This is a genomic window from Kitasatospora sp. NPDC048715 (genome assembly GCF_043198905.1).
Lineage (GTDB): Bacteria > Actinomycetota > Actinomycetes > Streptomycetales > Streptomycetaceae > Kitasatospora > Kitasatospora lactacystinica.
Genome location: NZ_JBICVH010000002.1, coordinates 293,117 through 313,718, shown reverse-complemented (window position 1 = coordinate 313,718; position 20,602 = coordinate 293,117). Strand labels below are relative to the sequence as shown.

The window sequence follows — 20,602 nt, the reverse complement described above, 5'->3', positions numbered from 1 at the left end:
CGGTCCCCCGCCACCCGTACGGGGCCGGGCGGTGGAGGACACCATCCGATCGGACCAGCACGCCGTGGAGCCGGAGCGGAGCGCACAGGACAGAACCACTACTCGGTCAATAATTGAGTGTCGCCGACCACTTTGGGACTGGTAGCGTCCCGGACGTGGCAAAGCTGAACCAGATCATCGCCGTTGAAAAGGGCGTCAAGTCCAAGTCCTTCCAGGAGCTGACGCAGGCCCACCAGGACCTGCAGAAGCCCGCGCTGCTGGCCGGGATCTCCCGCACCTACCAGCCCAAGGACGAGGAGGGCGAGCAGCTGCCGCCGGAGTCGACCCGTGTGCAGCTGAAGGCCGAGGACATCCTGCGGTCCACCGCGCAGACCCTCACCCGGCTCTTCGACGTGACGGCCACCAAGGACTGGGCCAACATCGGTGCCAGCGCCGACGTGGTGGTCGACGGCCAGGTGCTCCTCGCCCGGGTGCCGGTGCCGTACCTGCTCTTCCTAGCGGGTCGGCGACGCCGTCTTCGGCTACCTCTTCCGGTAGCCCCATGATCGCCCGCCCGGGGAGCCGGGCGGGTGCACCGAGCGCGTCGAACACCCTGTCCGGGAGACCGGGCGGGTGCGCTGCACGGTGCGAAAAGCTGACACTGACGTTGAAGCTGACCAGAGGTCCCAGTGGAGGTTCGAGTCCTCCCCCCGGCACCACCGGCCGGGGTAGCCCAAGCAGGCAGAGGCAGACCCCTTGAATCTCAGACTCTCGCTCCAGTCTCAGCATTCGCCGCCGAACACCGGATCGACCGGGTGCGGACGAATATCGACGAATGCAGGTTCAAGTCCTGTCTGTGCCGCTCCGTGGCACGGTAGTTCAAAGGTAGAACGCGTCGATTTCAACCTGATCCGCGACCCTTAAACGTGCCGGTGTGCGCAATTGGGCGGCAAACAGGGGCCCGGGAGCTGGCTACGCTCCCGGGTCCTCTCGCGTTCCCGGGGCGCCGCCCCGGCAGGACCACCCCTACGGCCGGCACACCCCGGCCCGCCGCCGGCGGCGGAGGAGGGCCGCGCGGAGGGCCAGGCGGAGGCGGCCGGTGGTCGGGCGGCCGGCGAGGACGGCCTCGAAGCGGCGGTGATCACGGACCGCACGGAGCACCGCGACATCGTGGGCACCGGGGGCCGGCGGGGCCGGCTCGGCGTGCTGGGCGGCCCGGTAGCTGTCGAAGAGGTGCTGCTGCAGTGCGTTCATGCGCCCACCGTGCACCCCGGCGGCCCCACAAGTCCCGTCGATTGACGGCCCCCGTCAAATGACGGCCCGGCTCCCCCCGCCCGACCCGGCGCCGAGGCGGCCAGGCACCATGGAGGGGTGAGCGTGACCATTGACATCACCGGACTGCCGCACGAGCGGATCACCTTCTGCCCCTCGCCCCTGGCCGAACTGAGCAACGCGCTGCACGCGCTGGCCGAGCCCGCTCACCACTCCCGGCTGCACGCGTGGACGACGACGACCGCCGCCGCGCTCAAGCCGGAACTGGCCGACCGGCTGCTCGAAGCCGACTTCATGTGGCGGTCGACGCGCTCCGACTTCCTGATGCCGGCCCGGCCCCGGGAGACCCTCACCGAGGAACTGGACGACCTCGACCGCATGGAGGACGAGAAGTTCGTCGGCGCGGCGCTGGAGATCTCGTGCAGCATCAGCCACTACCCCAAGGGCCTGCCGTCGCCCCTGGTCGACGCGTGGTCGCGGCGCCGCGCGCTCGACCTGGCGGCGGCGCGCGGCCCGCGCCAGGCGGCCTTCGTCGAGCGGATGCTCGCCGAACCCACCGCCACGCGCGCGTGGATCCGGCGCCTCCTGGAGGACTGCGACCAGGCGTTCTTCGCCGACACCTGGCGCCGGGTCCGCGTCCAGCTCGCCGCCGACGCCCAGCACAAGACCGAGCTGCTGCGCCGCAAGGGCCTGGCGGAGGCGCTCACGGCCGCGTCACCGGCGCTGAGCCTGGAGGAGGACGAGCACGGCAGCCGCATCGTCGTCGACAAGCTCGTCCACGGCCGCACCGAGGCCCGCGGCGCCTCCCTCACCCTGATACCGACCGTCTTCGGCTGGCCGCACCTCTTCACCCTGTACGGGCCGGGCTGGCAGCCCGTGATCCAGTACCCGGCGGCCGCCCACGAGGTCGGCGGCGCCGAGCCGGTGGAGACGGTCAAGCTGCGCCTGGACGCGCTGACCCACCCCCTGCGGATGAGCCTGTGCCGCAACCTCGCGCGCGGCGCGTACTCGACCAGCGAGCTGGCCGACGCCTACGGCATCACCGCCCCGGAGGTCTCCCGCCATCTCACCGTGCTGAAGAAGGCCGGGCTGGTCATCACCCGGCGCCGGGGCCGCTACGTCCTCCACCAGCTCGACATCTCGGTCGTGGCCCGGCTCGGCAGCGACTTCCTGGAATCCGTGCTGCGGTGAGGACGGCCGGGCGGCCGGACGCCAGGCGGGGGCGGGGGCGGGCCGCCGCGACGGGCGGATCGGCCCGGCAGCCCGTACCGCCACCACCCGCCCGCCCGCGCGTCAGGCCCAGGGCTCCCCCGGACGGGGTCCACCGCCGAGGACGAGCAGCGCCTCTCCCGTGGACGGGTCGCCCGGCCGCCGTACGGACCTGCCGTAGGCACTCGCCGCGTTGCCGAGCGCGAGGAGGGCCTCCCCACTCGGCAGCGCGGCCCGGTCGGGACGGAGGCGGTCGGCCGCCAGCCGGGAGAGCCGGGCGATCGTCTCGCACGCGCGGACCGACATGTTGCGAAGGAACTCCGCGACGCGCCGGTCGCCGAGGAGACGGCCCGCGGACTCGCCGGCCCGCTCGGCGAGCGTGTCCCAGACCCGGGAGACGGCGTCACGAACGGTGCGAAGCTGCTGCCACTCGGGGACGGCGCGAAGGGCGAGGGCGTGCCGGTCGACGGCGCGGAGTGCGGCGTTCACCGCCATCGCTCCGCTCCTCGTGCCCACGTGCCCCGTCCCGTCGGCGGCCGGCGCTTCCGATGCGTCGGGGAGCGCGGCGACGTGCTGCCAGTGGACCTGGAGCGCCTCCACATCGGCCTCAAGAACCGCTCTCAGATCCCCGGCGGTGCTCCGCCCCTCGGGCACGGCCTCCTTCCAGGCCTCCGCCACCTCGTACAGCTGCGCTCTGAGGTCCGGCAGGTCGGCGCCTTCCGCGGCCTGCCGGCCCTCCGTCCGTGTCAGGGGCAACTCCGGTCCCCACAGGGGGAGTTCATCCCCGGCCGGCGTTTCGTCGACGGCTTCGACCGAGCCCTGGACCGCACTGGCGACTGACTCGCTGCGACCCGCTCCAGGACCGGCAGCGGCGTTCTCCGGTGAATTCACTGAGCGCATTCTCCAACTTCCGGACGACGAAGGGTCATGGCTGCCTCTCTGCCCTCGCGCAGGAAGGAGTGTTCGACACGAGCAGCACTCCCGAGGCGCTGAACTCACCTGGTGTAACAGCTCTGTTGAGGGTTGTCGACCGATGCGACCGACGTGTCTCCGACTCCCGGTCCAAACCGCCCGCGGGGGTGTGATTCCGGCTTTTCCAGCCAAGTGGTTGCCGCCGTGACGCTTTACCGACCATATGCCCGGGTGGATCCCGTGACCGTGGGTGATGACCCTACTCGGCTCAGCGGGGATTGCCGGGCACCACCGGGCCCGGAAGGCTGGGAGCCCGGGGGAAGCACCCGGAACACCAGGAGTCTTCGCGCATGTCCCCGAAAACGATCGCCGCCCTCGCCGTGGGCCTCGCCGGCACCATCGCCCTCACCGACGCCGCCGGCCACGACGTGCGGGTCTCCAACCTCGAAGGCAGCCTCTCCGGCGCCAGCACGTTCGTCGTGCGGACCAGCAGTGACCCGGCGGGCGCCCGCATCCCGGTCTACAACATCCCCGCCCGGCCCCTGATCAGCCCCGACGTGCAGTCCGTGGTTCCGCCCCGGGTCCACCTCGCGCTCTCCGACATCCGGATGAGCGTCCTGCCCGAGTTCGCCACGGTCATGAACCAGACGTTCGGCGACGGCACCATCCAGCCCGGCGACCGGCTCGGCACCTGCACCGCCGAGACCACCTCCTGAGTTCCCTCGCGCCTGCCGCCGTCCGGACGGTGGGTGGGGTGGGCTGGGCGGCTGTGCGACGGCCCTGATGGACGCGCGGGGCCGAGCCGGGGCGGGCCGGGTAGATTCACTCCCCCACCACCGACCGAGGGAGCACCCGTGCCCGACCGGCCCAGCCTGCTGTACGTGACCGACCTGGCCTACCCGGCCCGCGGGCGGCGGTACGGCGACGAGGACGTCTTCCTCACCTCCCGGCTGCGGGAGTGGTTCGACCTGGCCCTGTGCCACCCGCTGGACGCCCGGGCCCTGATGGGGCGCTTCGACGCGGTCGTGGTGCGCAACAGCGGTCCGGTGCTGCACTACCGGGAGGAGTACGCCCGCTTCCGCGACCGGGCCCTGGCCGACGGCGTGCGGGTCTACAACCCGCTGACCGGGCGGGGCGACATGGCCGGGAAGGGGTACCTGCTGGACCTGACCGAGGCGGGCCGCCCCGTCATCCCCACCGTCGACCGGCCGCAGGACCTCGACCGGCTGCCCGCCGCCGACCGCTACGCGGTCAAGCCCAGGGAGGGCGCGGACAGCATAGGCCTGCGCTTCCTCACCCGCGAGGAGCTGGACGGGCTCGACGCGTGGGGCGAGGTGCTGGTCCAGCCGCGGATCGACTTCCGCTACGAGGTCTCGTTCTACTTCGTGGACGACGCCTTCCAGTACGCCCTCCACGCGCCGGATCCGGCCCGGCGCTGGGTGCTGGAGCCGTACGAGCCGAACGCGGCCGACCTCGCGTTCGCGCGGAGCTTCGTCGACTGGAACACGCTCGCCCACGGGATCCAGCGGGTGGACGCCTGCCGCGCGCCGGACGGGAGCCTGCTCCTGGTCGAGCTGGAGGACCTCAACCCGTACCTGTCCCTCGACCTGGTAGCCGAGGAGGTCCGGGAGGGCTTCGTCGAGGCCCTGGCGGATTCACTGCACCACTTCCTGGGCTGACCGGCCGGGGCGGAACGACGGACCGCCGCCCCGGGAGGCGTCTCCCGGGGCGGCGGCAGCGCGCGCCGTCAGCAGATCCGCGGCAGCTGCTCGCCCATCGGCAGGTCGACCACCCGGGTGCCACCGAAGCCCGTGCGGGCCACGACCATCCCCGGGTGCTCGTCCACGCACTCGCCGATCACCGCCGCCTCCGCGCCGAGCGGGTGGGCGCGCATGGCGGCGAGCACGGCGTCCGCCGTGCCGCGCGGGACGAAGGCGACGAGCCGGCCCTCGTTGGCGATGTACATCGGGTCCAGGCCCAGCACCGCGCAGGCGTTGGCCACCGGCTCCGGGACGGGGACGGCGGCCTCGCTGAGCACGACGCCCACCCCGGCTGCGGTCGCGATCTCGTTGAGCGCCGCCGCCAGGCCGCCCCGGGTGGGGTCGCGCAGCACGTGCAGGTCGGCGGTGGCCGCGAGCATGGCCTCGACCAGGCCGCCGAGCGCCGCGCTGTCGCTGCGCACGTCGACGCCGAACTCCAGTCCCTCCCGGACGCTCATGATCGCCACGCCGTGCAGCCCGATCGGCCCGCTGACGATCACCACGTCGCCGGGCCGGGCGCGCTGCGGGCGGATGTCGACCCCGGCCGGGACGATCCCGATGCCCGCGGTGTTCAGGTAGACGCCGTCCCCGTGCCCGGCCTCGACCACCTTGGTGTCCCCGGTGGCGATCTCGACCCCGGCGGTGCGGGCGGCGGCGCCGATCGCCCTGGCGACCCGGTCCACCACGGCCATCTCCACCCCCTCCTCCAGGATGAAGCCGCAGGACAGGTAGGCGGCCCGGGCCCCGCTCATGGCGAGGTCGTTGACCGTGCCGTTGACGGCGAGGTCGCCGATGCAGCCGCCGGGGAAGAACAGCGGCCGCACCACGTAGGAGTCGGTGGAGAAGGCGAGCCGGGCACCGCCGAGCTCCAGCACGGCGGAGTCGCCGAGCCCGGCGAGCACCGGGCCGCCGAAGGCCGGCGCGAAGAGGTTCTGCACCAGTTCCGCGGACAGCGCGCCGCCGCCGCCGTGGCCCATCACCACCCGGGGGTGGTCGCGCAGCGGCAGCGGGCAGCTCCAGCCGGAGAAGTCGGGCCGCCCGGCGTCCGGTTCGACGGACGGTTCGGCATCCGGTGCGGCGGACGGTTCGGCGGGGGGTCCGGCGAGCGCTTCGGTGAGCAGTTCGGTGTCAGCCAACGCGGCTCGCCTCCTGGGTCTCCTGACGGTCCTGAAGCCGGACGGACGTCGCACCCGGCACACCGAGCCGCCGGTACAGGTAGTACGCCGCGCACGCCCCCTCGCTGGACACCATCGTGGCGCCGAGCGGCGTGCGCGGTGTGCAGACGGTGCCGAAGGCCTCGCACTGGTGGGGCTTCAGCAGGCCCTGCAGCACCTCGCCGCTGCGGCACTCGGCGGGTTCGCGGGTGGTGATCCCCGAGACGTCGAAGCGGTGTTCGGCGTCGTGGTCCCGGTAGCGGGGCGAGAGCCGCCAGCCGCTGCGCGGGATCACCCCGATGCCCCGCCAGGCGCGGTCGGCCACCTCGAAGACGTCCTCCAGCATGGCGCGGGCCGCCGGGTTGCCCTCGGGGCGGACGGCCCGCGGGTAGGCGTTGTCGACGGTGTGCTCCCCGCGCTCCAGCTGCCGTACGGTGCGCCGGATGCCTTCCAGGATGTCCAGGGGTTCGAAGCCGGTGACGACGATCGGCACCCGGTGGCGCTCCGCGAGCGCCGGGTACTCGGCGGTGCCCATCACGCTGCAGACGTGCCCGGCGGCGAGGAAGCCCTGGACCCGGCAGTCCGGCGAGTCCATGATCGCCTCGATCGCGGGGGGCACCCGGACGTGGGAGACCAGCATGCTGAAGTTGCGCAGCCCCTGCTTCCTGGCCAGGTGGACGGCCATGGCGTTCGGCGGGGCGGTGGTCTCGAAGCCGATGCCGAAGAAGACCACCTCCTTGTCCGGGTTCTCCCGGGCGATCCGCAGGGCGTCGAGCGGTGAGTACACGACCCTGACGTCGCCGCCCTCACCGCGCACCCGGAACAGGTCCCGGTCGGTGCCGGGCACCCGCAGCATGTCCCCGAAGGAGCAGAAGACCACCCCCGGCCGGGCGGCGATCGCCAGTGCCCGGTCGATCATCTCCAACGGGGTGACGCACACCGGGCAGCCCGGCCCGTGGATCAACTCGACCTCGTCCGGCAGGAGTTGGTCGATGGCGTGCCGGATGATGCTGTGCGTCTGGCCGCCGCAGACCTCCATCAGCGCCCACGGCCGGGTGACCGTCGCCCTGATGTCGGCGAGCAGCCCGGCCGCCAGCTCGGGGTTGCGGAACTCCTCCAGGTACTTCACCGTCCGGCCTCCTCGGTCATGTCCGCCGCTCCGGCCGCACCCGCCGCCGCCCCGGCGGCCTCCCACGGGTCGCCGAACTCCTCCTGCAACAGCCCGAGCTCCTCGAAGAGGGCGAGGGTGCGCCGGGCCGACTCCTCGTCCAGGCGCTGCAGCGCGAAGCCCACGTGGACGATCGCGTACTCCCCCACCGCCAGGTCGGGCAGGTACTCCAGGCAGACGTCCTTGATCACGCCGCCGAAGTCCATCACCGCCATCCTGGTCCCGTCCCGCTCCCCGATCTCCGTCACCCTGCCGGGCACCGCCAGGCACATCCGCGCTCACTCCTCCCGGGTGGCCGCCGACCGGGCGGCCACCATCAGCTGGCCCAGCGCCAGCCCTCCGTCGTTGGGCGGCACCCGGCGGTGCCGCAGTACGGTGAAGCCGTCCTCCCCGAGCCCGCTCGCGCAGGCGGAGGAGAGCAGCGCATTGGCGAAGACCCCGCCGCTGAGCGCCACGGTGGTGGTGCCGTGCCGTTCCCGGACGGCGGCGCAGATCCGCCGGACCAGCTCGGCCACCGCGCCGTGGAAGCGGGCGGCGACCAGCCCCGCGGGCGCGCCCGCGGTGACGTCGGCCACCACCGCGGCCAGCACCGGCCCGGGGTCGGCGATCCAGCCGTCCGCCCGCGCCGACAGGCCGAACGCGTAGCCGCCCGCCCGCTGCGCCGCCCCGCACACAGGGCCGTCCTCGCGGCCGAACCCGCAGGCCGCCGCCTCCAGTTCGATCGCCGCCTGGGCCTCGTACCCGGCCCGCTGGCAGATCCCGGCGAGCGAGGAGACCGCGTCGAACAGCCGGCCCATGCTGGAGGTCGGCGCGCAGTTCAGCCCCCGCTCCAACTGGCGCTCCAGCAGCCGTAGTTCCCCGCCCTCGCAGGCCCGGACCGGCGGCAGCTGCGGCAGCCGGGGCAGCCCGGCCGCGCGCAGGTGGGCGAGCGCCGTCCGGTAGGGGCGCTCGACGGCCGCGTCCCCGCCGGGCAGCGGCACGTACCGGAGGTGGGCGAGACGGCGGAACCCGTCGTAGTCCGCCAGCAGCACCTCGCCGCCCCAGATCGCGCCGTCCTCGCCGTAGCCGGTGCCGTCGAAGGCCACCCCGAGCACCGGCCGGCCACCGTCCAGGCCGTGTTCGGCCATCACCGCGGCGATGTGGGCGTGGTGGTGCTGGACCCGGTGCACCGGCCGGCCGGCGGCGGTCCGCTCGGCGTGCCGCAGCGAGCGGTAGCCGGGGTGGCGGTCGGCGGCCAGCAGTTCGGGCCGTACGCCGCTGACCGTGCCGAGCTGCTCGACCGCCCGCTCGAAGGCCCGCAGGGTGGCCAGGTCGTCCATGTCGCCGATGTGGCCGGACAGCCAGGCGTAGCCGTCCCGGGCCAGCGCGAAGGTGTTCTTGAGGTCGCCGCCGACGGCCAGGACGGGGCGGACGGGCACCGGCAGCGGGATCGGGAGCGGCGCGTACCCGCGCGAACGGCGCAGCGGCAGCTGTTCGCCGTCCACCACCCGCACCACGGAGTCCTCGCAGGGGACGTGGATCGGCCGGTCGTGGGTGAGCCAGCCGTCGACCAGCGGGGCGAGGCGCTCCAGCGCCTCCCGGTCCTCGGTGACGATCGGCTCGCCGGAGCGGTTGGCGCTGGTCATCACCAGCAGGTCCGGCCCGGGGGCGGCGAGCAGCAGGTGGTGCAGCGGCGTGTACGGGAGCATCACCCCGAGGTCGGGGCTGCCCGGGGCCACCGCCTCGGGCACCGGCAGGCCCGTGCGGCGGAGCAGGACGATCGGCCGCACGGGCCCGGTGAGCAGCTCCCGCTCGACCGGGTCGACGGGCAGCAGGCGTTCGACGGTGGCGAGGTCGCGGGCCATCACGGCGAAGGGCTTGTCGCCGCGCCGCTTGCGCCGGCGCAGCAGGGCGACGGCCGCGGTGTCGCGCGCGTCGCAGGCGAGGTGGTAGCCGCCGATGCCCTTGACGGCGAGGATCGCGCCCTCGGCGAGCAGCCGTCGGGCCTCCGTGAGGGCCTGTTCCCCGGCGAGTCCGGGGCGTCCGGGCACGGTCAGCGCGAGTGCGGGCCCGCAGGCGTGGCAGGCGACGGGCTGGGCGTGGAAGCGGCGGTCGGCGGGGTCGGTGTACTCCCGGGCGCAGTCCGGGCACATCGGGAAGCCGGCCATGGTGGTGTTGGCCCGGTCGTACGGGAGGCCGGTGACGATGGTGTGCCGGGGGCCGCAGTTGGTGCAGCTGATGAAGGGGTGCCGGTGGCGGCGGTCGGCCGGGTCGGCGAGTTCGGCCAGGCAGTCGGCGCAGACGGCGGTGTCGGGCGGGATCAGGGTGGTGCGGGGGCCGTCGGGGCTGGACGGGACGATGCGGAAGCCGGTGGCGCCGGTGGTGGCGAGCGGCGCGTGTTCCACCGAGTGCACCTGGGCGAGCGGCGGCGCGTCGCCGGCCACGCGCCGGCAGAAGGCGTCCAGGGCGTCCGGGCTGCCCTCGACCTCGGCCAGGACGCCCTCGCCGGTGTTGGTGACGGTGCCGGCCAGGCCGAGTTCACCGGCCAGCGTGTGGACGAACGGGCGGAAGCCGACCCCCTGCACCAGGCCGCGGACGGCGACCCGCCGCCGCTCGCGGTCGAGCCCGGGGTGACCGGCCGTCACGCGCGCTCCCCCACGGCGGAGCGGCCGTGGTGGTGCCCGTGGTCGTGTTCGTGCCCGTCGTCGTGCGCGTGCCCGTGGTCGTGCTCGTCCCCGTCGTCGTGCGCGTGCCCGTGGTCGTGCGGCGCCGCCGACATCACCGGCCGGTGCGGCTCGGCCCCCTCCAGCACGGCCAGCGCCCGGTCCAGCAGCGCCCCGACGCCCTCGCCCGTCCGGGCGGAGGTGTTCAGCACCGTCACCCCGGGGTTGACCCGCTGGACGTTGGCCAGGAACGCCGCCTCGTCGAACTCGGCCGCCGCGGCGAGGTCCGTCTTGGTCACCAGCACCAGGTTGGCCAGCCCGAAGGCCGTCGGGTACTTGAGCGGCTTGTCCTCCCCCTCGGTCACCGAGGCCAGCACCACCCTCAGCGTCTCGCCGAGGTCGTAGGAGGCCGGGCAGACCAGGTTGCCGACGTTCTCCACGAACAGCAGCCGGCACTCGGCCGGCAGCCAGCCGTCCAGGTGCCCGGCGAGCATCCGCGCCTCCAGGTGGCAGAGCCCGTCGGTGAGCACCTGCTTCACCGGGGCGCCCGAGCGGGCCAGCCGGCGGGCGTCGTTCTCGGTGGCGAGGTCGGCGGTCAGCGCGGCGACCTCCACCCCGCGCCGCCGGGCCAGCCCCAGCTCGGCCTCCAGCAGCGCGGTCTTTCCGCTGCCCGGGCTGGACAGCAGGTTCACCGCGACCGTCCCCCGCGCCTCCAGCGCCTCCCGCAGCCGGCGGGCGCTGTCGTCGTTGCGGGCGAGGACCGCCTGACGGAGGTCGACCGTGCGGCACATCGGCATCAGCCTTTCTGTTCGGCCCGGACGTCCCGGACCTCGGCCCCGACGTCCCGGGCTTCGGCCCACTGGACGTCGAGGATCTGCAGTTCACGGCCGGACAGCAGCTCGACGCCACCACCGCCGGAGCAGCTCGGGCAGCCGAGGTCCGGCGGCATGCCGACCGCCCACTCGACCGCGCAGGGGGTGCAGCGGGCCCGGGCCGCGACGGATTCGGTGTCCAGCACGGCGCCCGCCACCAGCGTTCCGGTGCAGGCGAGTTCGAAGCAGAAGTCGAGGGCCTCGGGCACCACGCCGGCCAGCTCCCCGACCCGCAGGCGCACCCGCGCCACCCCGGGGGCCCCGTGTTCGCGCGCGGCCGTGTCCACCTGCTCGACGACGGCTTCGGCGATCGACATCTCGTGCATGGGTCCCTTCCCGGAGCGGGCGGCAACGCGCCCCATTACAGGGCGCGGTGGCGGCGTCGGCCCGCAGCCGCGCCGCCACCGCACGCGGGGCTGCGCCGTTCGCAGCAATCCGCTCCCCACCTCGGATCACCTCCGGTCACATCGGCTCACACGGCTCGCACGGCTCACATCCGGGAGATGTGCAGGTACCGCTTGATGTCCGGCAGGCTCTGCCAGACCAGTGCGCCGATGCCCGCCAGCAGGGCGACGCAGAACAGTTTCCTCAGCATGGTGTTGTCTCCTTCTCCGGCTGCGCGGCCTCGTCCACGACCCGCAGGACCACTCGGACCGCCTCCTCCACGGCGGCGGCGACGGGCTCGCTCAGCCCGATGCCCTCCTCCAGCGACGCCGGCTCGCAGCCGACCACCAGCACCCGTTCCGGCGGCTCGCCGCCGGTGCCGGCGGCGAGCGTGGCCAGCAGCGCCAGTACGGCGTCCGGCCCCATCCGGTGCCCGTCCAGGACCGGCGCCTCCAGCGGCTCTCCGGTGTCCGCCTCGATCAGGTAGACGGTGCCGGGCGCCCCGCCCCGGCAGGTGGCGTCCACCAGGACGGCGGTGCGGTGGCCGTCGAGCAGCCGGTAGGCGAGGTCCACGCCGCGCACGCCGACGTCGGCCAGCTCGACGCCGGCCGGCAGCGGGTGGGCGGACAGCCGCCGGACGGTCTCGACGCCGAAGCCGTCGTCGCCGAGGAAGATGTTGCCCACCCCGGCGACCAGCACCGTCGAGCCCGCCGTCACGATCCCTCCAGCGGTGTGACCTCGTCGGGCTGGAAGTAGCGGAACCGCCCCTGGGCCCGCCACAGGTCGGCGCCCGGGTCGTCCTCCACGGTGACGGCCAGGTGCACCGAACCGTCGAGGTCGTGCAGCACGGCCTCCACGACGCCGGTCCGCCCGTCCAGGAAGAGGTCCTGGGCGTCGGTGCGCCGCCGGCCGGGCCGCAACAGGACCCGGCTGCCGGCGCCGACCTCGTGGCCGTCGACCAGCACCCGGTCCCGCTCGGGGTCGACCGCCGGGTCGTCGCCCGGATCCCACCAGGGCTGTTCGCCGCCGTCGACGGCGCCGCCGCCGGTGACCTCGCGCAGCCCGCGGATGGCCCCGTGCAGCCGCTCCAGCACCTCGGGGGGCATGGACTCGGCCAGGTCGATCACCGCGCCGGCCCGCTCGTCGGTGCCGCGGGCCTCCCGCTTCTCCTCCTCGGTCAGGGCGGCCGTCCGCAGCGCCAGGATCTCGTCGATCTCGGTGGCGTCGTACAGCGTGCCGAGGCTCTCCGGGGCGATCCGCGGGTGGTCCTCCAGGATGATCGGCGAGGACAGCACCACCGAGCGGTCGCCGTCCGGCCCGGCCAGCACCGGCCAGGTGCGCTCGTTGCGGCACCGCTCGACAGCCGGGCGGGCCCACTCGGGCGGGTCGGTGACGGACAGGAAGCGTCCGTGCTCCAGCCCGAGCAGCAGGTGCGCGGAGACCAGCGAGTGCGGCAGGGCCTGGTCGCGGGTGGCCCCCCGCGGCGGCCTCCAGGGGGAGGTGTTCTCCACCTCCACGGTCAGCCGCTGCGCCCGGTACGGGCCGGGCAGTTCCTCGGCCCGCAGCCAGACCAGGCCGTCGACCTGTTCGCGCCGTCGCACCACCCGGCCGACGACGGCGCCGTCCTCGTGCACCAGACCGGTCTCGCCGACGCCCGGCAGCCGGAACGGCCGCTGCACCCCTTCGCCGTCCACCTCCTCGACCGGGACCAGGAGTTCGACCCTTTCCTCGGCGCCCTCGTCCCACTCGACGAGGTCCCGGTCGGCCAGCTCCAGGCGCTCCACCGACTCGAAGCCGGCGGCGGTGGCCCGTTCGACGGTGCGCCGCTGGACCCGCAGGAAGCGCAGCTCGACCGCCAGCAGGTCCCCGCCGCGCGCCTCCATCAGGCACTCGGTGCGCTGATGGGAGTGCTCGCCGCCGACCGCGGTGTACTCGGGCGGCACCAGGACGCCGAACTGCCAGCGCAGCCGGTTCTTGGCCGCCGAGGCGCGGTACGGGTAGAGCACGTAGCCTTCCAGCAGCACCGCGTCGGCGACCTGCCGGGCGGCCGCGAAGCCGCGCTCGATCCGCTCCGGGAAGCCGCTCACCGGACCGTCCCCCCGATCGCGGCCGCCGCGAGCAGCTCGCGCACCGTCGCCTCCCAGGAGGGCAGGGCCCGCCGGGAGCGGTAGGCCAGCAGCTCGTCCATGACGTCCTCCGGCAGCCGCAGCCAGCCGCTGCCGGGGAAGTGCCGGTCGATCGCCTCCTGCCAGACCCGCACCGGCATCCGCACCCGGGCCTCCCGGTCCCAGGGCACCGGGCTGACCTGGAAGCCGCCGGGGCCGGAGAAGGCGGTGCCGGAGAAGAGCAGCAGCAGCGGCACCTCGCCGCCGTCCAGCGCCCGGAAGTAGCGGGCCGAGGCGACCTCCTGGTCGTAGGTGCAGGGCACCGAGAGGTCGATCTCCGTGCCGCCGGTGAAGCCGGGCACCAGCAGCGGCACGGTGGCGAACTGGACCGGGTTGAGCGTGGTGGCCCAGCGCTGCCGCTCGCCGAACAGGTCGGTCAGCCGCTCGCCCTCGGTGTCGCCGTACGGCCGGCGGCCCGGTTCGATCCGCAGCTGGCACTGGAGGGCGAGGGCGTGCACCCGGGTGTCGGCCGGGGCCGTGATGCGCAGCCGGAACACCAGGGTCGGCCCGGCCGCGTACGGGTCGGACCGCACGCCGGTGCAGGCGAAGGCGAGGGCCGTCACGCCGTCACCTCCGCGGGCAGCGGGCGGGCCCGGTCGGCCAGCCGCGCGAAGAACGCGTCGAGTTCGGCCCGTGCCTCGGCGCCGCCGTCGAAGCCGTGCCAGCACCGCCGCAGCCGGCCGACCAGCTCGTAGCAGACGTCGATCGGTACCAGGAGGCACGTCACGCGTTCCTCGGTGCGGCGCAGCAGCAGCGCCTCCACGTCCGGTTCCAGGGCGTCGGCCAGCCGGCTGCCGCCGAGGGCGCGCTGCCAGGTCGCCTCGTCCAGCTCGCTCTCGGTGGCGCCGGCCGGGCCGGGGTAGAAGGCGAGCAGCTGGTCCATCACCGTGTTGCGGAACAGGAAGGCGGTGCCGACCGGGATGCCCAGCACCGACCAGGCCTGCTGGTCCAACTCGTGGGCCGGGTCGGCGAGGTAGCGGTCCGGCACGGTGCGGTAGCGGCCGCCGGCCGCGCCCGGCTGCTGGAACAGCAGGCCGCAGGCGGTGCAGGCGCACGCCAGGGCGCGCTCCTCGACGTCCACCAGGTGGCGGTGGCCGGCGGGCAGGTCCCGGCCGCAGAACGCGCACTGCTCGGGGCGCGGCGGGGCCGGTTCGCGCAGCCGGTGCAGCAGGGCGGTCCCGTCGCGGGAGATCCGGCGGGTGTTCATCGGGCCTCCGCGGGCTGCGGCGGGCGGGTGCCGATCTGGAGCAGTTGCGGGGCGCGCTCCAGTTCCACGGCGGTCACCTCGGGCGCGTGGCAGGCGAGCACGGCCTCCACGTCCTGTTCGCCGCAGCCGCAGCCGGTGGCCGTGCGGCGCAGCCGCAGGACGCCGGTGGCCGGGTCGAAGCCGGCCACCTCGACCCGCTCGGACAGGGCGGCCAGCGCCCGGTCGATCCGGGCGGGGAGGTCCTCGGGGTGCAGGTCGTGCAGGAGCAGCACCCCGGCGACGGCCGGGTCGTCCAGCATCCGGTCCAGCGCGGGCGGGGGCAGCGCCGGGACCATCCTGGCCAGGCCCTGGCCGTAGAACTCCATGAGTTCCCGGACCAGTTGCTCGCCCGCCTGCTCGGCGCCGCTGCCGGCCAGGGCGTCCAGGGCCTCGTGGATCCGCTGCCCGGTCCGCTCGGCCGTCATGCGGTGAGCCCGCTCAGGCCGGTGGGCACGTGCATGGTCTGCACGGTGCGCCCGCCGCCGACGTACATGTGCACGCCGCAGGGCAGACAGGGGTCGAAGCTGCGCACCGCGCGCATGATGTCGATGCCCTTGAAGGTGTCCGGGGGGTTCTCCTCGAAGATCGGGGTGTTCTGCACCGCGTCCTCGTACGGGCCGGGCGTGCCGTAGCTGTCCCGGACGCTGGCGTTCCACGGGGTGGGCGGGTACGGGTGGTAGTTGGCGATCTTGCCGTCGCGGATCACCATGTGGTGCGAGAGCACGCCGCGCACGGCCTCGGTGAAGCCGCAGCCGATCGACTCGTCCGGCACCTCGAAGCGCTCCCAGGTCTGGCTGCGCCCGGCGCGGACCTCGTCGAGCGCCTTCTCGGCGAAGTGGAGGGCGGCGGCGGCCGCGTACGCCTGGAAGTAGGTGCGGGCGCGGTTGCGCTCGATGGCGTTGCTCCACTGCGGGATCTTCCACTCGAAGGTGACCTCGGGCTTGGTCATCGAGCGGGGCAGGTTGATCTGCACGCTGTGGCCGGTGGCCTTGATGTAGCCGATGTCGACCAGCCCGGACAGGGCGGTGGACCACAGCCGGGCGATCGGGCCGCCGCCGGTGTCGAGGGCGAGGTGGTCCTTGCCGTCGAACCAGCGCGGGGACATCACCCAGCTGTACTTGTCGTCGAAGTTCCGCTTCTGCGGGGCGGGGATGGTGTGCTGGTTCCACGGGTGGCGGGGGTCGACGGGGTTGCCCAGCGGGTCGTGGGTGACGAACAGGTCCTTGCCCTGCCAGTCCTCGTAGTAGGAGCTGCCGAGCAGGATGCGGATGCCCAGGTTGATCTGCGTCAGGTCGTTGGTGACGAGCTTGCCGTCCACCACGACGCCGGGGGTGACGAACATCCGCCGGCCCCAGTCCGTCATGTTGCGGTAGGTGAAGTCGCAGTGGTCCGGGTCGTTGAGGCTGCCCCAGCAGCCGAGCAGGACCCGGCGCCGGCCGACCTCCTCGTAGCCGGGCAGGGCCTGGTAGAAGAAGTCGAAGAGGTCGTCGTGCAGCGGCACGACCTTCTTCATGAACTCGACGTAGCGCATCAGCCGGGTCAGGTAGTCGGTGAACAGCTGCACCGTGGCGACGGTGCCGACGCCGCCCGGGTAGAGCGTGGAGGGGTGCACGTGGCGGCCCTCCATCAGGCAGAACATCTCCCGGGTGTAGCGGCTGACCTGGAGCGCCTCGCGGTAGAACTCGCCCTCGATGGGGTTGAGCGAGCGCATGATGTCGGCGATCGTCCGGTAGCCGTGGTCGCCGGCGTGCGGGGCCTCGGTGCGCTCGGCCTGCTCCAGGACGCCGGGGTTGGTCTCGCGGACCATCTTCTCGCAGTAGTCGACCCCGACCAGGTTCTCCTGGAAGATGTTGTGGTCGAACATGTACTCGGCGGCCTCACCGAGGTTGATGATCCACTCGCCCAGGTGCGGGGGCTTCACCCCGTACGCCATGTTCTGCGTGTAGACGGAGCAGGTGGCGTGGTTGTCGCCGCAGATCCCGCAGATCCGGCTGGTGATGAAGTGGGCGTCGCGCGGGTCCTTGCCGCGCATGAAGACGCTGTAGCCGCGGAAGACCGAGGAGGTGCTGTAGCACTCGGCGACCCGCTTCTGCTTGAAGTCGATCTTCGTGTGGATGCCCAGGCTGCCCACGATGCGGGTGATCGGGTCCCAGGACATCTCGGTCAGGCCGCTGCCGTCGCCGGCCGCCCTGGTGGTCGGTGTTGCCATCGTTGCTGTCGTGTCCTTGTCTCTGGGAGCGGGCCCCGGCGAGCGGGCGGGGGGGTCGTCGAACGGGCGGGGGCCGTCGGCGGCCGCACACCGGACGGTGTGCGGCCCTGCGGCGGTCACCAGGGCGGGCGGTAGCCCGTGGTCAGGTGGCGGCCGGAGTGACGCCACTTCGGTTCCTTGTCCAGGGTGTTGAGCGTGATCGCGCGCAGCCGCCGGATCAGCGCGCCGTACGCGCTGCTGGCGTTGGTGGAGACCCGTGAGCCGGGCGGCGGGTCCATGAAGGGCATGAACTTGTCCGGGAAGCCCGGCATGGTGCAGGCGATGCAGATGCCGCCCACGTTCGGGCAGCCGCCGATGCCGTTGGTCCAGCCGCGCTTGGCGACGTTGCACTTCACGACCGGGCCCCAGCAGCCGAGCCGCACCAGGCACTCGGGCGTGCCGTAGTCGGTGGCGAACTGCCCCTGCTCGTAGTAGCCGCCGCGGTCGCAGCCCTCGTGCACGGTGGCTCCGAACAGCCAGGCGGGCCGCAGCTTGTCGTCCAGCGGGATCATCGGCGCGGAGCCGGCCAGCTGGTACAGCAGGTAGGTGAGCGTCTCGGCGAAGTTGTCGGGCTGGATCGGGCAGCCCGGCACGCAGACGATGGGCAGTCCGGCCTTGGACTTCCAGTCCCAGCCGAGGTAGTCCGGCACGCCCATGGCGCCGGTCGGGTTGCCGGCCATCGCGTGGATGCCGCCGTACGTGGCGCAGGTGCCGATCGCCACCACGGCGGTCGCCTTCGGGGCGAGCCGGTCCAGCCACTCGCTGGTGGTGATGGGCTGACCGGTGGCGGGGTCGTCGCCGAAGCCGCACCAGTAGCCCTCCTTCTTGATCTTCTCGTTGGGGATGGACCCCTCGACGACCAGCACGAACGGCTCGATCTCGCCGCGGTCGGCCTTGAAGAACCACTCGACGAAGTTGTCCGCGCCCTGGACCGGGCCGCACTCGAAGTCGATCAGCGGCCAGTGCACCGCGACCTTGGGCAGGCCGGGCAGTGCGCCGGTGACGATCTCCTCGATGCTGGGCTGCATCGCGGCGGTCAGCGAGACGGAGTCGCCGTCGCAGCTGAGGCCCGCGTTGATCCAGAGAATGTGCACCACGTCGGTGTCGGTGGTTGCAGCTGTTGCAGTCGTTGCAGCTGTTGCAGCACCCATGAGGATGCCTCCTCGGGGATGGGAGCCTGAGGGAATGGCTCGAAGCCAGTCATAGCAACGGTCCGGGCCGGGCGCCGGTCCGCGCGGCGCGCGCCGGGGCCCGGGGAGGCAAGCCGGGCGGGGCCGTTCGGGTCACGGTCGCGCCGCGGGCCCCGTCGGCACCGGGCGCTTGTGGACGAACGCGGAACGCAGCGCGTGATACGGCGATTCGGGTGTGAAGAACTGCCGGTGCATGACCGCGAGCTCCTCCTCCCGGTAGGCGTCGAGCGGTTTCGTCCGCTCGTCGGCCTCGCGCGCGGCCTTCTTCGCCGCGATCCGCTGGTGGGCGGTGGGCGAGGCGGCGAGCAGCCCGGCCAGGTGGGCCGTGGACGGCCCGAACTCCTCCGGCCCGCAGGCGAGCACCCGGTCGACCAGGCCGATCCGCTCGGCGGTGGCCGCGGAGACGGGCAGCGCCTGGCGGGTCAGCCGCTCGGCCGCCGCCGCGCCGAGGCGGCGCGGGAGGCTGTACGTCCAGTACTCCGACCCGTACAGCCCCATCAGCCGGTAGTGCGGGTTGAGGACGGAGCCGGCGCGGCACCACACCTCGTCCGCCGCCAGCGCCAGCATCACCCCGCCGGCCGCCGCGTTGCCGCCGACGGCGGCGACCACCAGCCGGTCGGTGGTGGTGAGCACCGCGTCGACCAGTTCGTCCATCGCGGTGATGTTGTCCCAGGACTCGACGGCCGGGTCCGCCGCGGCCTCGATCACGTTGAGGTGGATGCCGTTGGAGAAGAAGTCCCGGCCGCCGCCGAGCACCAGCACCGAGGTCGGGCGGGCGACGGCGAAGCGGTAGGCCGCCAGCAGGCGGCGGCAGTGGCCGGTGGACATCGCGCCGCCCGGGAAGGAGAAGCGCAGGAAGCCCACCGGGCCGTCCTCCCGGTAGCGGACGTCCGACCAGACGGGGCCGTCCTGCTCGCCCGGCATCAGGGGCGCCGCCAGCTCCGGCAGGGCGGGGAGCAGGCCGCCGAGCGCCGTCACGGCGGGGAGCTTGACGCCCGCGGGGCCGCCGGGGGTGCGGCGGCGCAGTTCGGGGATCCACACGGCACCGTCCGTGGTGGCCCGGCACAGGGCCCCGGCCCGGGTGGCGAGCAGGTCGCCCGGGCAGCCGCGCAGCACCGGTTCGCGGTGCCCGCCGTGCAGGTACCAGGTGCCGCCGCACAGTTCGTCGAGCACTCCGGGCCGGGAGTCCGCGGCGCGGAGCCTGCGCAGCACCGCCTCGGTGCTGTCGGCCGCCCAGTCGATCCGGCGCTCCTCCTGGCGCAGGACGGGCCGGGTGCGCACGGTGCCGCTCCAGCCGGGGCCGGACTGCGGCTGCGGCGCGTACGTGCCCGAGGCGACGCGCTCCACGGCGAGCAGCGCGGCCGCCACCGCCGCGTCGGCGACCTCGTTGCGGTAGAGGTCGCTCTTGCCGTACTCCGGCAGCCGGCAGGGCGCCGAGGCCCAGACCGGCCCGGCGTCCATCTCCGCCTCGGCCTGGAGCACGGTGACGGCCCATTCGGTGCGGCCGTCCTGGATCGCCCGGTCGAGGGAGGAGGGGCCGCGGTCGCCCGGCGGGCCGGGGTGGACGATCAGGCAGGTGAGCTGCGACCAGAGCTCCCGCGGGATCGCGGTGCGCAGCATCGGGGCGAGCACCAGGTCGGGCTTGAGTCGGCGCACCGTGTCGAGCAACTCCTCTTCGTCACCGGCCAGTTGGAGGTCCACGGTGTGACGCCGGTCGCGCAGTTCGGCGTGCAGCCGCTGGCTGAGGCTGTTGAACGCGCTGGCGAGGAGAAGAATCCGCATGTCCGCCTCCGACGGGGGGTGCTCCGGGAACCCGGTGATCATCGCTTCCGCCCTCGCGGCCCCCCGCCGCGTCCGGCATGTCGCGCCGCGCGTTCACCCGAGCGGCCGGAGCCGGGCGACGGCGCCGAGCGGGTAGCATGTAAGCTATGAATCCAGTGAGTGACCCTTACGAGCTTCGTCCCGGCGTGCCCGCCGTCGAGGTCTTCCGCCGCCTGCGCACCGACGCCGGCCTCTCCGACAAGGCCCCCGAGGCGGTCGCGCTCGCCCTCCCCAACACCTGGTACGGCGTGGTCCTCCACCACGAGGGCGAGCCCGTCGGGATGGGGCGGATCATCGGCGACGGCGGCACCGCGTTCCAGATCACCGACATCTGCGTCCACCCCGCACACCAGGGCCACGGCCTCGGCAAGCGCATCATGGCGGCCCTCACCGAGGAACTGGAGCGCCGGGCCCCCGCCACCGCGTACGTCTCGCTGATCGCGGACGGGCCCGCGCGCTTCCTCTACGAGAAGTTCGGCTTCGCGGACACCGCCACCCACGACTCGATCGGCATGTACCGGCTGATGGGCGGCCGCTGACGGCCCCTCGGCCGGTTCGACGGCCCGAGCCCGGCGGCCGA

General features: G+C 73.7%; 21 protein-coding genes and 1 pseudogene. 5 read left to right on the top strand and 17 right to left on the bottom strand.

All coding sequences use genetic code 11. The annotated features are described in order from the left end of the window. Positions 1 to 155: 155 nt before the first annotated feature. Positions 156 to 497 (top strand): annotated as a pseudogene (locus tag ACGFSC_RS05235) (hypothetical protein); the annotation flags it as partial. Between the two features lie 508 nt (positions 498 to 1,005). Here ACGFSC_RS05235 and ACGFSC_RS05230 read toward each other — a convergent pair. Continuing rightward, positions 1,006 to 1,233 carry a hypothetical protein gene (locus ACGFSC_RS05230; protein WP_359908212.1) on the bottom strand — a complete coding sequence of 76 codons (228 nt, stop codon included), beginning with the start codon at positions 1,231 to 1,233 and terminating at the stop codon, positions 1,006 to 1,008. 117 nt (positions 1,234 to 1,350) lie between these two features. On the opposite strand from ACGFSC_RS05230, the gene ACGFSC_RS05225 reads away from it, so the two are divergent. Continuing rightward, positions 1,351 to 2,442, top strand: coding sequence for a DUF5937 family protein (locus tag ACGFSC_RS05225; RefSeq protein WP_359908215.1), 1,092 nt, complete (start codon positions 1,351 to 1,353; stop codon positions 2,440 to 2,442). 102 nt (positions 2,443 to 2,544) lie between these two features. Here the strand turns inward: ACGFSC_RS05225 and ACGFSC_RS05220 are convergent, their stop codons facing one another. Continuing rightward, positions 2,545 to 3,216: a hypothetical protein gene (locus ACGFSC_RS05220; RefSeq protein ID WP_359908218.1), complete on the bottom strand. Its 672-nt coding sequence runs from the start codon at positions 3,214 to 3,216 to the stop codon at positions 2,545 to 2,547. Positions 3,217 to 3,722: 506 nt separating this feature from the next. Between ACGFSC_RS05220 and ACGFSC_RS05215 the strand changes: the two genes are divergently transcribed. Both ACGFSC_RS05215 and ACGFSC_RS05210 read left to right on the top strand, forming a co-directional pair. After that, positions 3,723 to 4,088 (top strand): hypothetical protein, encoded by a 366-nt coding sequence (locus ACGFSC_RS05215; protein WP_359908221.1) that lies wholly within the window; start codon positions 3,723 to 3,725, stop codon positions 4,086 to 4,088. Positions 4,089 to 4,226: 138 nt separating this feature from the next. Continuing rightward, the gene (locus tag ACGFSC_RS05210) at positions 4,227 to 5,051 is read left to right on the top strand and encodes a hypothetical protein (RefSeq protein WP_359908224.1); all 825 of its coding nucleotides are present in this window, start codon (positions 4,227 to 4,229) and stop codon (positions 5,049 to 5,051) included. Between the two features lie 68 nt (positions 5,052 to 5,119). Here the strand turns inward: ACGFSC_RS05210 and hypE are convergent, their stop codons facing one another. The 15 genes from hypE to ACGFSC_RS05135 all read right to left on the bottom strand — a co-directional run bounded on the left by hypE (position 5,120) and on the right by ACGFSC_RS05135 (position 19,983). Further along, positions 5,120 to 6,139: a hydrogenase expression/formation protein HypE gene (hypE, locus tag ACGFSC_RS05205; RefSeq protein WP_359908271.1), complete on the bottom strand. Its 1,020-nt coding sequence runs from the start codon at positions 6,137 to 6,139 to the stop codon at positions 5,120 to 5,122. A 121-nt stretch (positions 6,140 to 6,260) separates the two neighbouring features. Next, positions 6,261 to 7,415 (bottom strand): hydrogenase formation protein HypD, encoded by a 1,155-nt coding sequence (gene hypD / locus ACGFSC_RS05200; RefSeq protein ID WP_359908226.1) that lies wholly within the window; start codon positions 7,413 to 7,415, stop codon positions 6,261 to 6,263. Further along, entirely contained in the window at positions 7,412 to 7,726 is a 315-nt protein-coding gene (locus ACGFSC_RS05195; RefSeq protein ID WP_359908229.1) for a HypC/HybG/HupF family hydrogenase formation chaperone, read from the bottom strand. The genes hypD and ACGFSC_RS05195 overlap by 4 nt, the downstream gene beginning before the upstream one ends. Before the next feature lie 6 nt (positions 7,727 to 7,732). Continuing rightward, entirely contained in the window at positions 7,733 to 10,078 is a 2,346-nt protein-coding gene (gene hypF, locus ACGFSC_RS05190; RefSeq protein ID WP_359908232.1) for a carbamoyltransferase HypF, read from the bottom strand. Then, the gene (gene hypB, locus ACGFSC_RS05185; protein ID WP_359908235.1) at positions 10,075 to 10,887 is read right to left on the bottom strand and encodes a hydrogenase nickel incorporation protein HypB; all 813 of its coding nucleotides are present in this window, start codon (positions 10,885 to 10,887) and stop codon (positions 10,075 to 10,077) included. Before hypB ends, hypF begins: the two co-directional genes overlap by 4 nt. 5 nt (positions 10,888 to 10,892) lie before the next feature. Then, positions 10,893 to 11,294, bottom strand: coding sequence for a hydrogenase maturation nickel metallochaperone HypA (locus ACGFSC_RS05180; RefSeq protein WP_359908238.1), 402 nt, complete (start codon positions 11,292 to 11,294; stop codon positions 10,893 to 10,895). A gap of 164 nt (positions 11,295 to 11,458) precedes the next feature. Continuing rightward, a complete protein-coding gene (locus ACGFSC_RS05175) occupies positions 11,459 to 11,563 on the bottom strand; it encodes a DUF6893 family small protein (protein WP_380354177.1) in 105 nt (34 codons plus the stop codon). After that, entirely contained in the window at positions 11,557 to 12,069 is a 513-nt protein-coding gene (locus ACGFSC_RS05170) for a hydrogenase maturation protease (RefSeq protein WP_359908241.1), read from the bottom strand. The genes ACGFSC_RS05175 and ACGFSC_RS05170 overlap by 7 nt, the downstream gene beginning before the upstream one ends. After that, positions 12,066 to 13,439 (bottom strand): hypothetical protein, encoded by a 1,374-nt coding sequence (locus ACGFSC_RS05165; RefSeq protein WP_359908244.1) that lies wholly within the window; start codon positions 13,437 to 13,439, stop codon positions 12,066 to 12,068. The genes ACGFSC_RS05170 and ACGFSC_RS05165 overlap by 4 nt, the downstream gene beginning before the upstream one ends. Continuing rightward, positions 13,436 to 14,080 (bottom strand): DUF6084 family protein, encoded by a 645-nt coding sequence (locus tag ACGFSC_RS05160; RefSeq protein WP_359908247.1) that lies wholly within the window; start codon positions 14,078 to 14,080, stop codon positions 13,436 to 13,438. Before ACGFSC_RS05160 ends, ACGFSC_RS05165 begins: the two co-directional genes overlap by 4 nt. Then, entirely contained in the window at positions 14,077 to 14,724 is a 648-nt protein-coding gene (locus ACGFSC_RS05155) for a DUF5947 family protein (RefSeq protein WP_359908250.1), read from the bottom strand. Before ACGFSC_RS05155 ends, ACGFSC_RS05160 begins: the two co-directional genes overlap by 4 nt. Then, positions 14,721 to 15,188, bottom strand: coding sequence for a thioredoxin (locus ACGFSC_RS05150; protein WP_359908253.1), 468 nt, complete (start codon positions 15,186 to 15,188; stop codon positions 14,721 to 14,723). The genes ACGFSC_RS05155 and ACGFSC_RS05150 overlap by 4 nt, the downstream gene beginning before the upstream one ends. Next, positions 15,185 to 16,972, bottom strand: a complete 1,788-nt coding sequence (locus tag ACGFSC_RS05145) for a nickel-dependent hydrogenase large subunit (protein WP_359908256.1) — start codon at positions 16,970 to 16,972, stop codon at positions 15,185 to 15,187. The genes ACGFSC_RS05150 and ACGFSC_RS05145 overlap by 4 nt, the downstream gene beginning before the upstream one ends. 116 nt (positions 16,973 to 17,088) lie before the next feature. Next, a complete protein-coding gene (locus tag ACGFSC_RS05140; protein ID WP_359908258.1) occupies positions 17,089 to 18,162 on the bottom strand; it encodes a hydrogenase expression protein HypE in 1,074 nt (357 codons plus the stop codon). Between the two features lie 132 nt (positions 18,163 to 18,294). After that, the gene (locus ACGFSC_RS05135) at positions 18,295 to 19,983 is read right to left on the bottom strand and encodes an enoyl-CoA hydratase-related protein (protein ID WP_359908261.1); all 1,689 of its coding nucleotides are present in this window, start codon (positions 19,981 to 19,983) and stop codon (positions 18,295 to 18,297) included. A 146-nt stretch (positions 19,984 to 20,129) separates the two neighbouring features. Here ACGFSC_RS05135 and ACGFSC_RS05130 point away from each other — a divergent pair, with 146 nt between their 5' ends. Further along, a complete protein-coding gene (locus ACGFSC_RS05130; RefSeq protein ID WP_359908263.1) occupies positions 20,130 to 20,561 on the top strand; it encodes a GNAT family N-acetyltransferase in 432 nt (143 codons plus the stop codon). Positions 20,562 to 20,602 lie beyond the last annotated feature (41 nt).

Excerpts from the sequence above, each read along its gene's own strand:
- ACGFSC_RS05230 (WP_359908212.1), bottom strand. The coding sequence starts at position 1,233 with ATGAACGCACTGCAGCAGCACCTCTTCGACAGCTACCGGGCCGCCCAG.
- ACGFSC_RS05215 (WP_359908221.1), top strand. The coding sequence starts at position 3,723 with ATGTCCCCGAAAACGATCGCCGCCCTCGCCGTGGGCCTCGCCGGCACC.
- ACGFSC_RS05195 (WP_359908229.1), bottom strand. The coding sequence starts at position 7,726 with ATGTGCCTGGCGGTGCCCGGCAGGGTGACGGAGATCGGGGAGCGGGAC.
- hypB (WP_359908235.1), bottom strand. The coding sequence starts at position 10,887 with ATGTGCCGCACGGTCGACCTCCGTCAGGCGGTCCTCGCCCGCAACGAC.
- ACGFSC_RS05180 (WP_359908238.1), bottom strand. The coding sequence starts at position 11,294 with ATGCACGAGATGTCGATCGCCGAAGCCGTCGTCGAGCAGGTGGACACG.
- ACGFSC_RS05175 (WP_380354177.1), bottom strand. The coding sequence starts at position 11,563 with ATGCTGAGGAAACTGTTCTGCGTCGCCCTGCTGGCGGGCATCGGCGCA.
- ACGFSC_RS05155 (WP_359908250.1), bottom strand. The coding sequence starts at position 14,724 with ATGAACACCCGCCGGATCTCCCGCGACGGGACCGCCCTGCTGCACCGG.
- ACGFSC_RS05150 (WP_359908253.1), bottom strand. The coding sequence starts at position 15,188 with ATGACGGCCGAGCGGACCGGGCAGCGGATCCACGAGGCCCTGGACGCC.
- ACGFSC_RS05145 (WP_359908256.1), bottom strand. The coding sequence starts at position 16,972 with ATGGCAACACCGACCACCAGGGCGGCCGGCGACGGCAGCGGCCTGACC.
- ACGFSC_RS05140 (WP_359908258.1), bottom strand. The coding sequence starts at position 18,162 with ATGGGTGCTGCAACAGCTGCAACGACTGCAACAGCTGCAACCACCGAC.
- ACGFSC_RS05135 (WP_359908261.1), bottom strand. The coding sequence starts at position 19,983 with ATGCGGATTCTTCTCCTCGCCAGCGCGTTCAACAGCCTCAGCCAGCGG.
- ACGFSC_RS05130 (WP_359908263.1), top strand. The coding sequence starts at position 20,130 with ATGAATCCAGTGAGTGACCCTTACGAGCTTCGTCCCGGCGTGCCCGCC.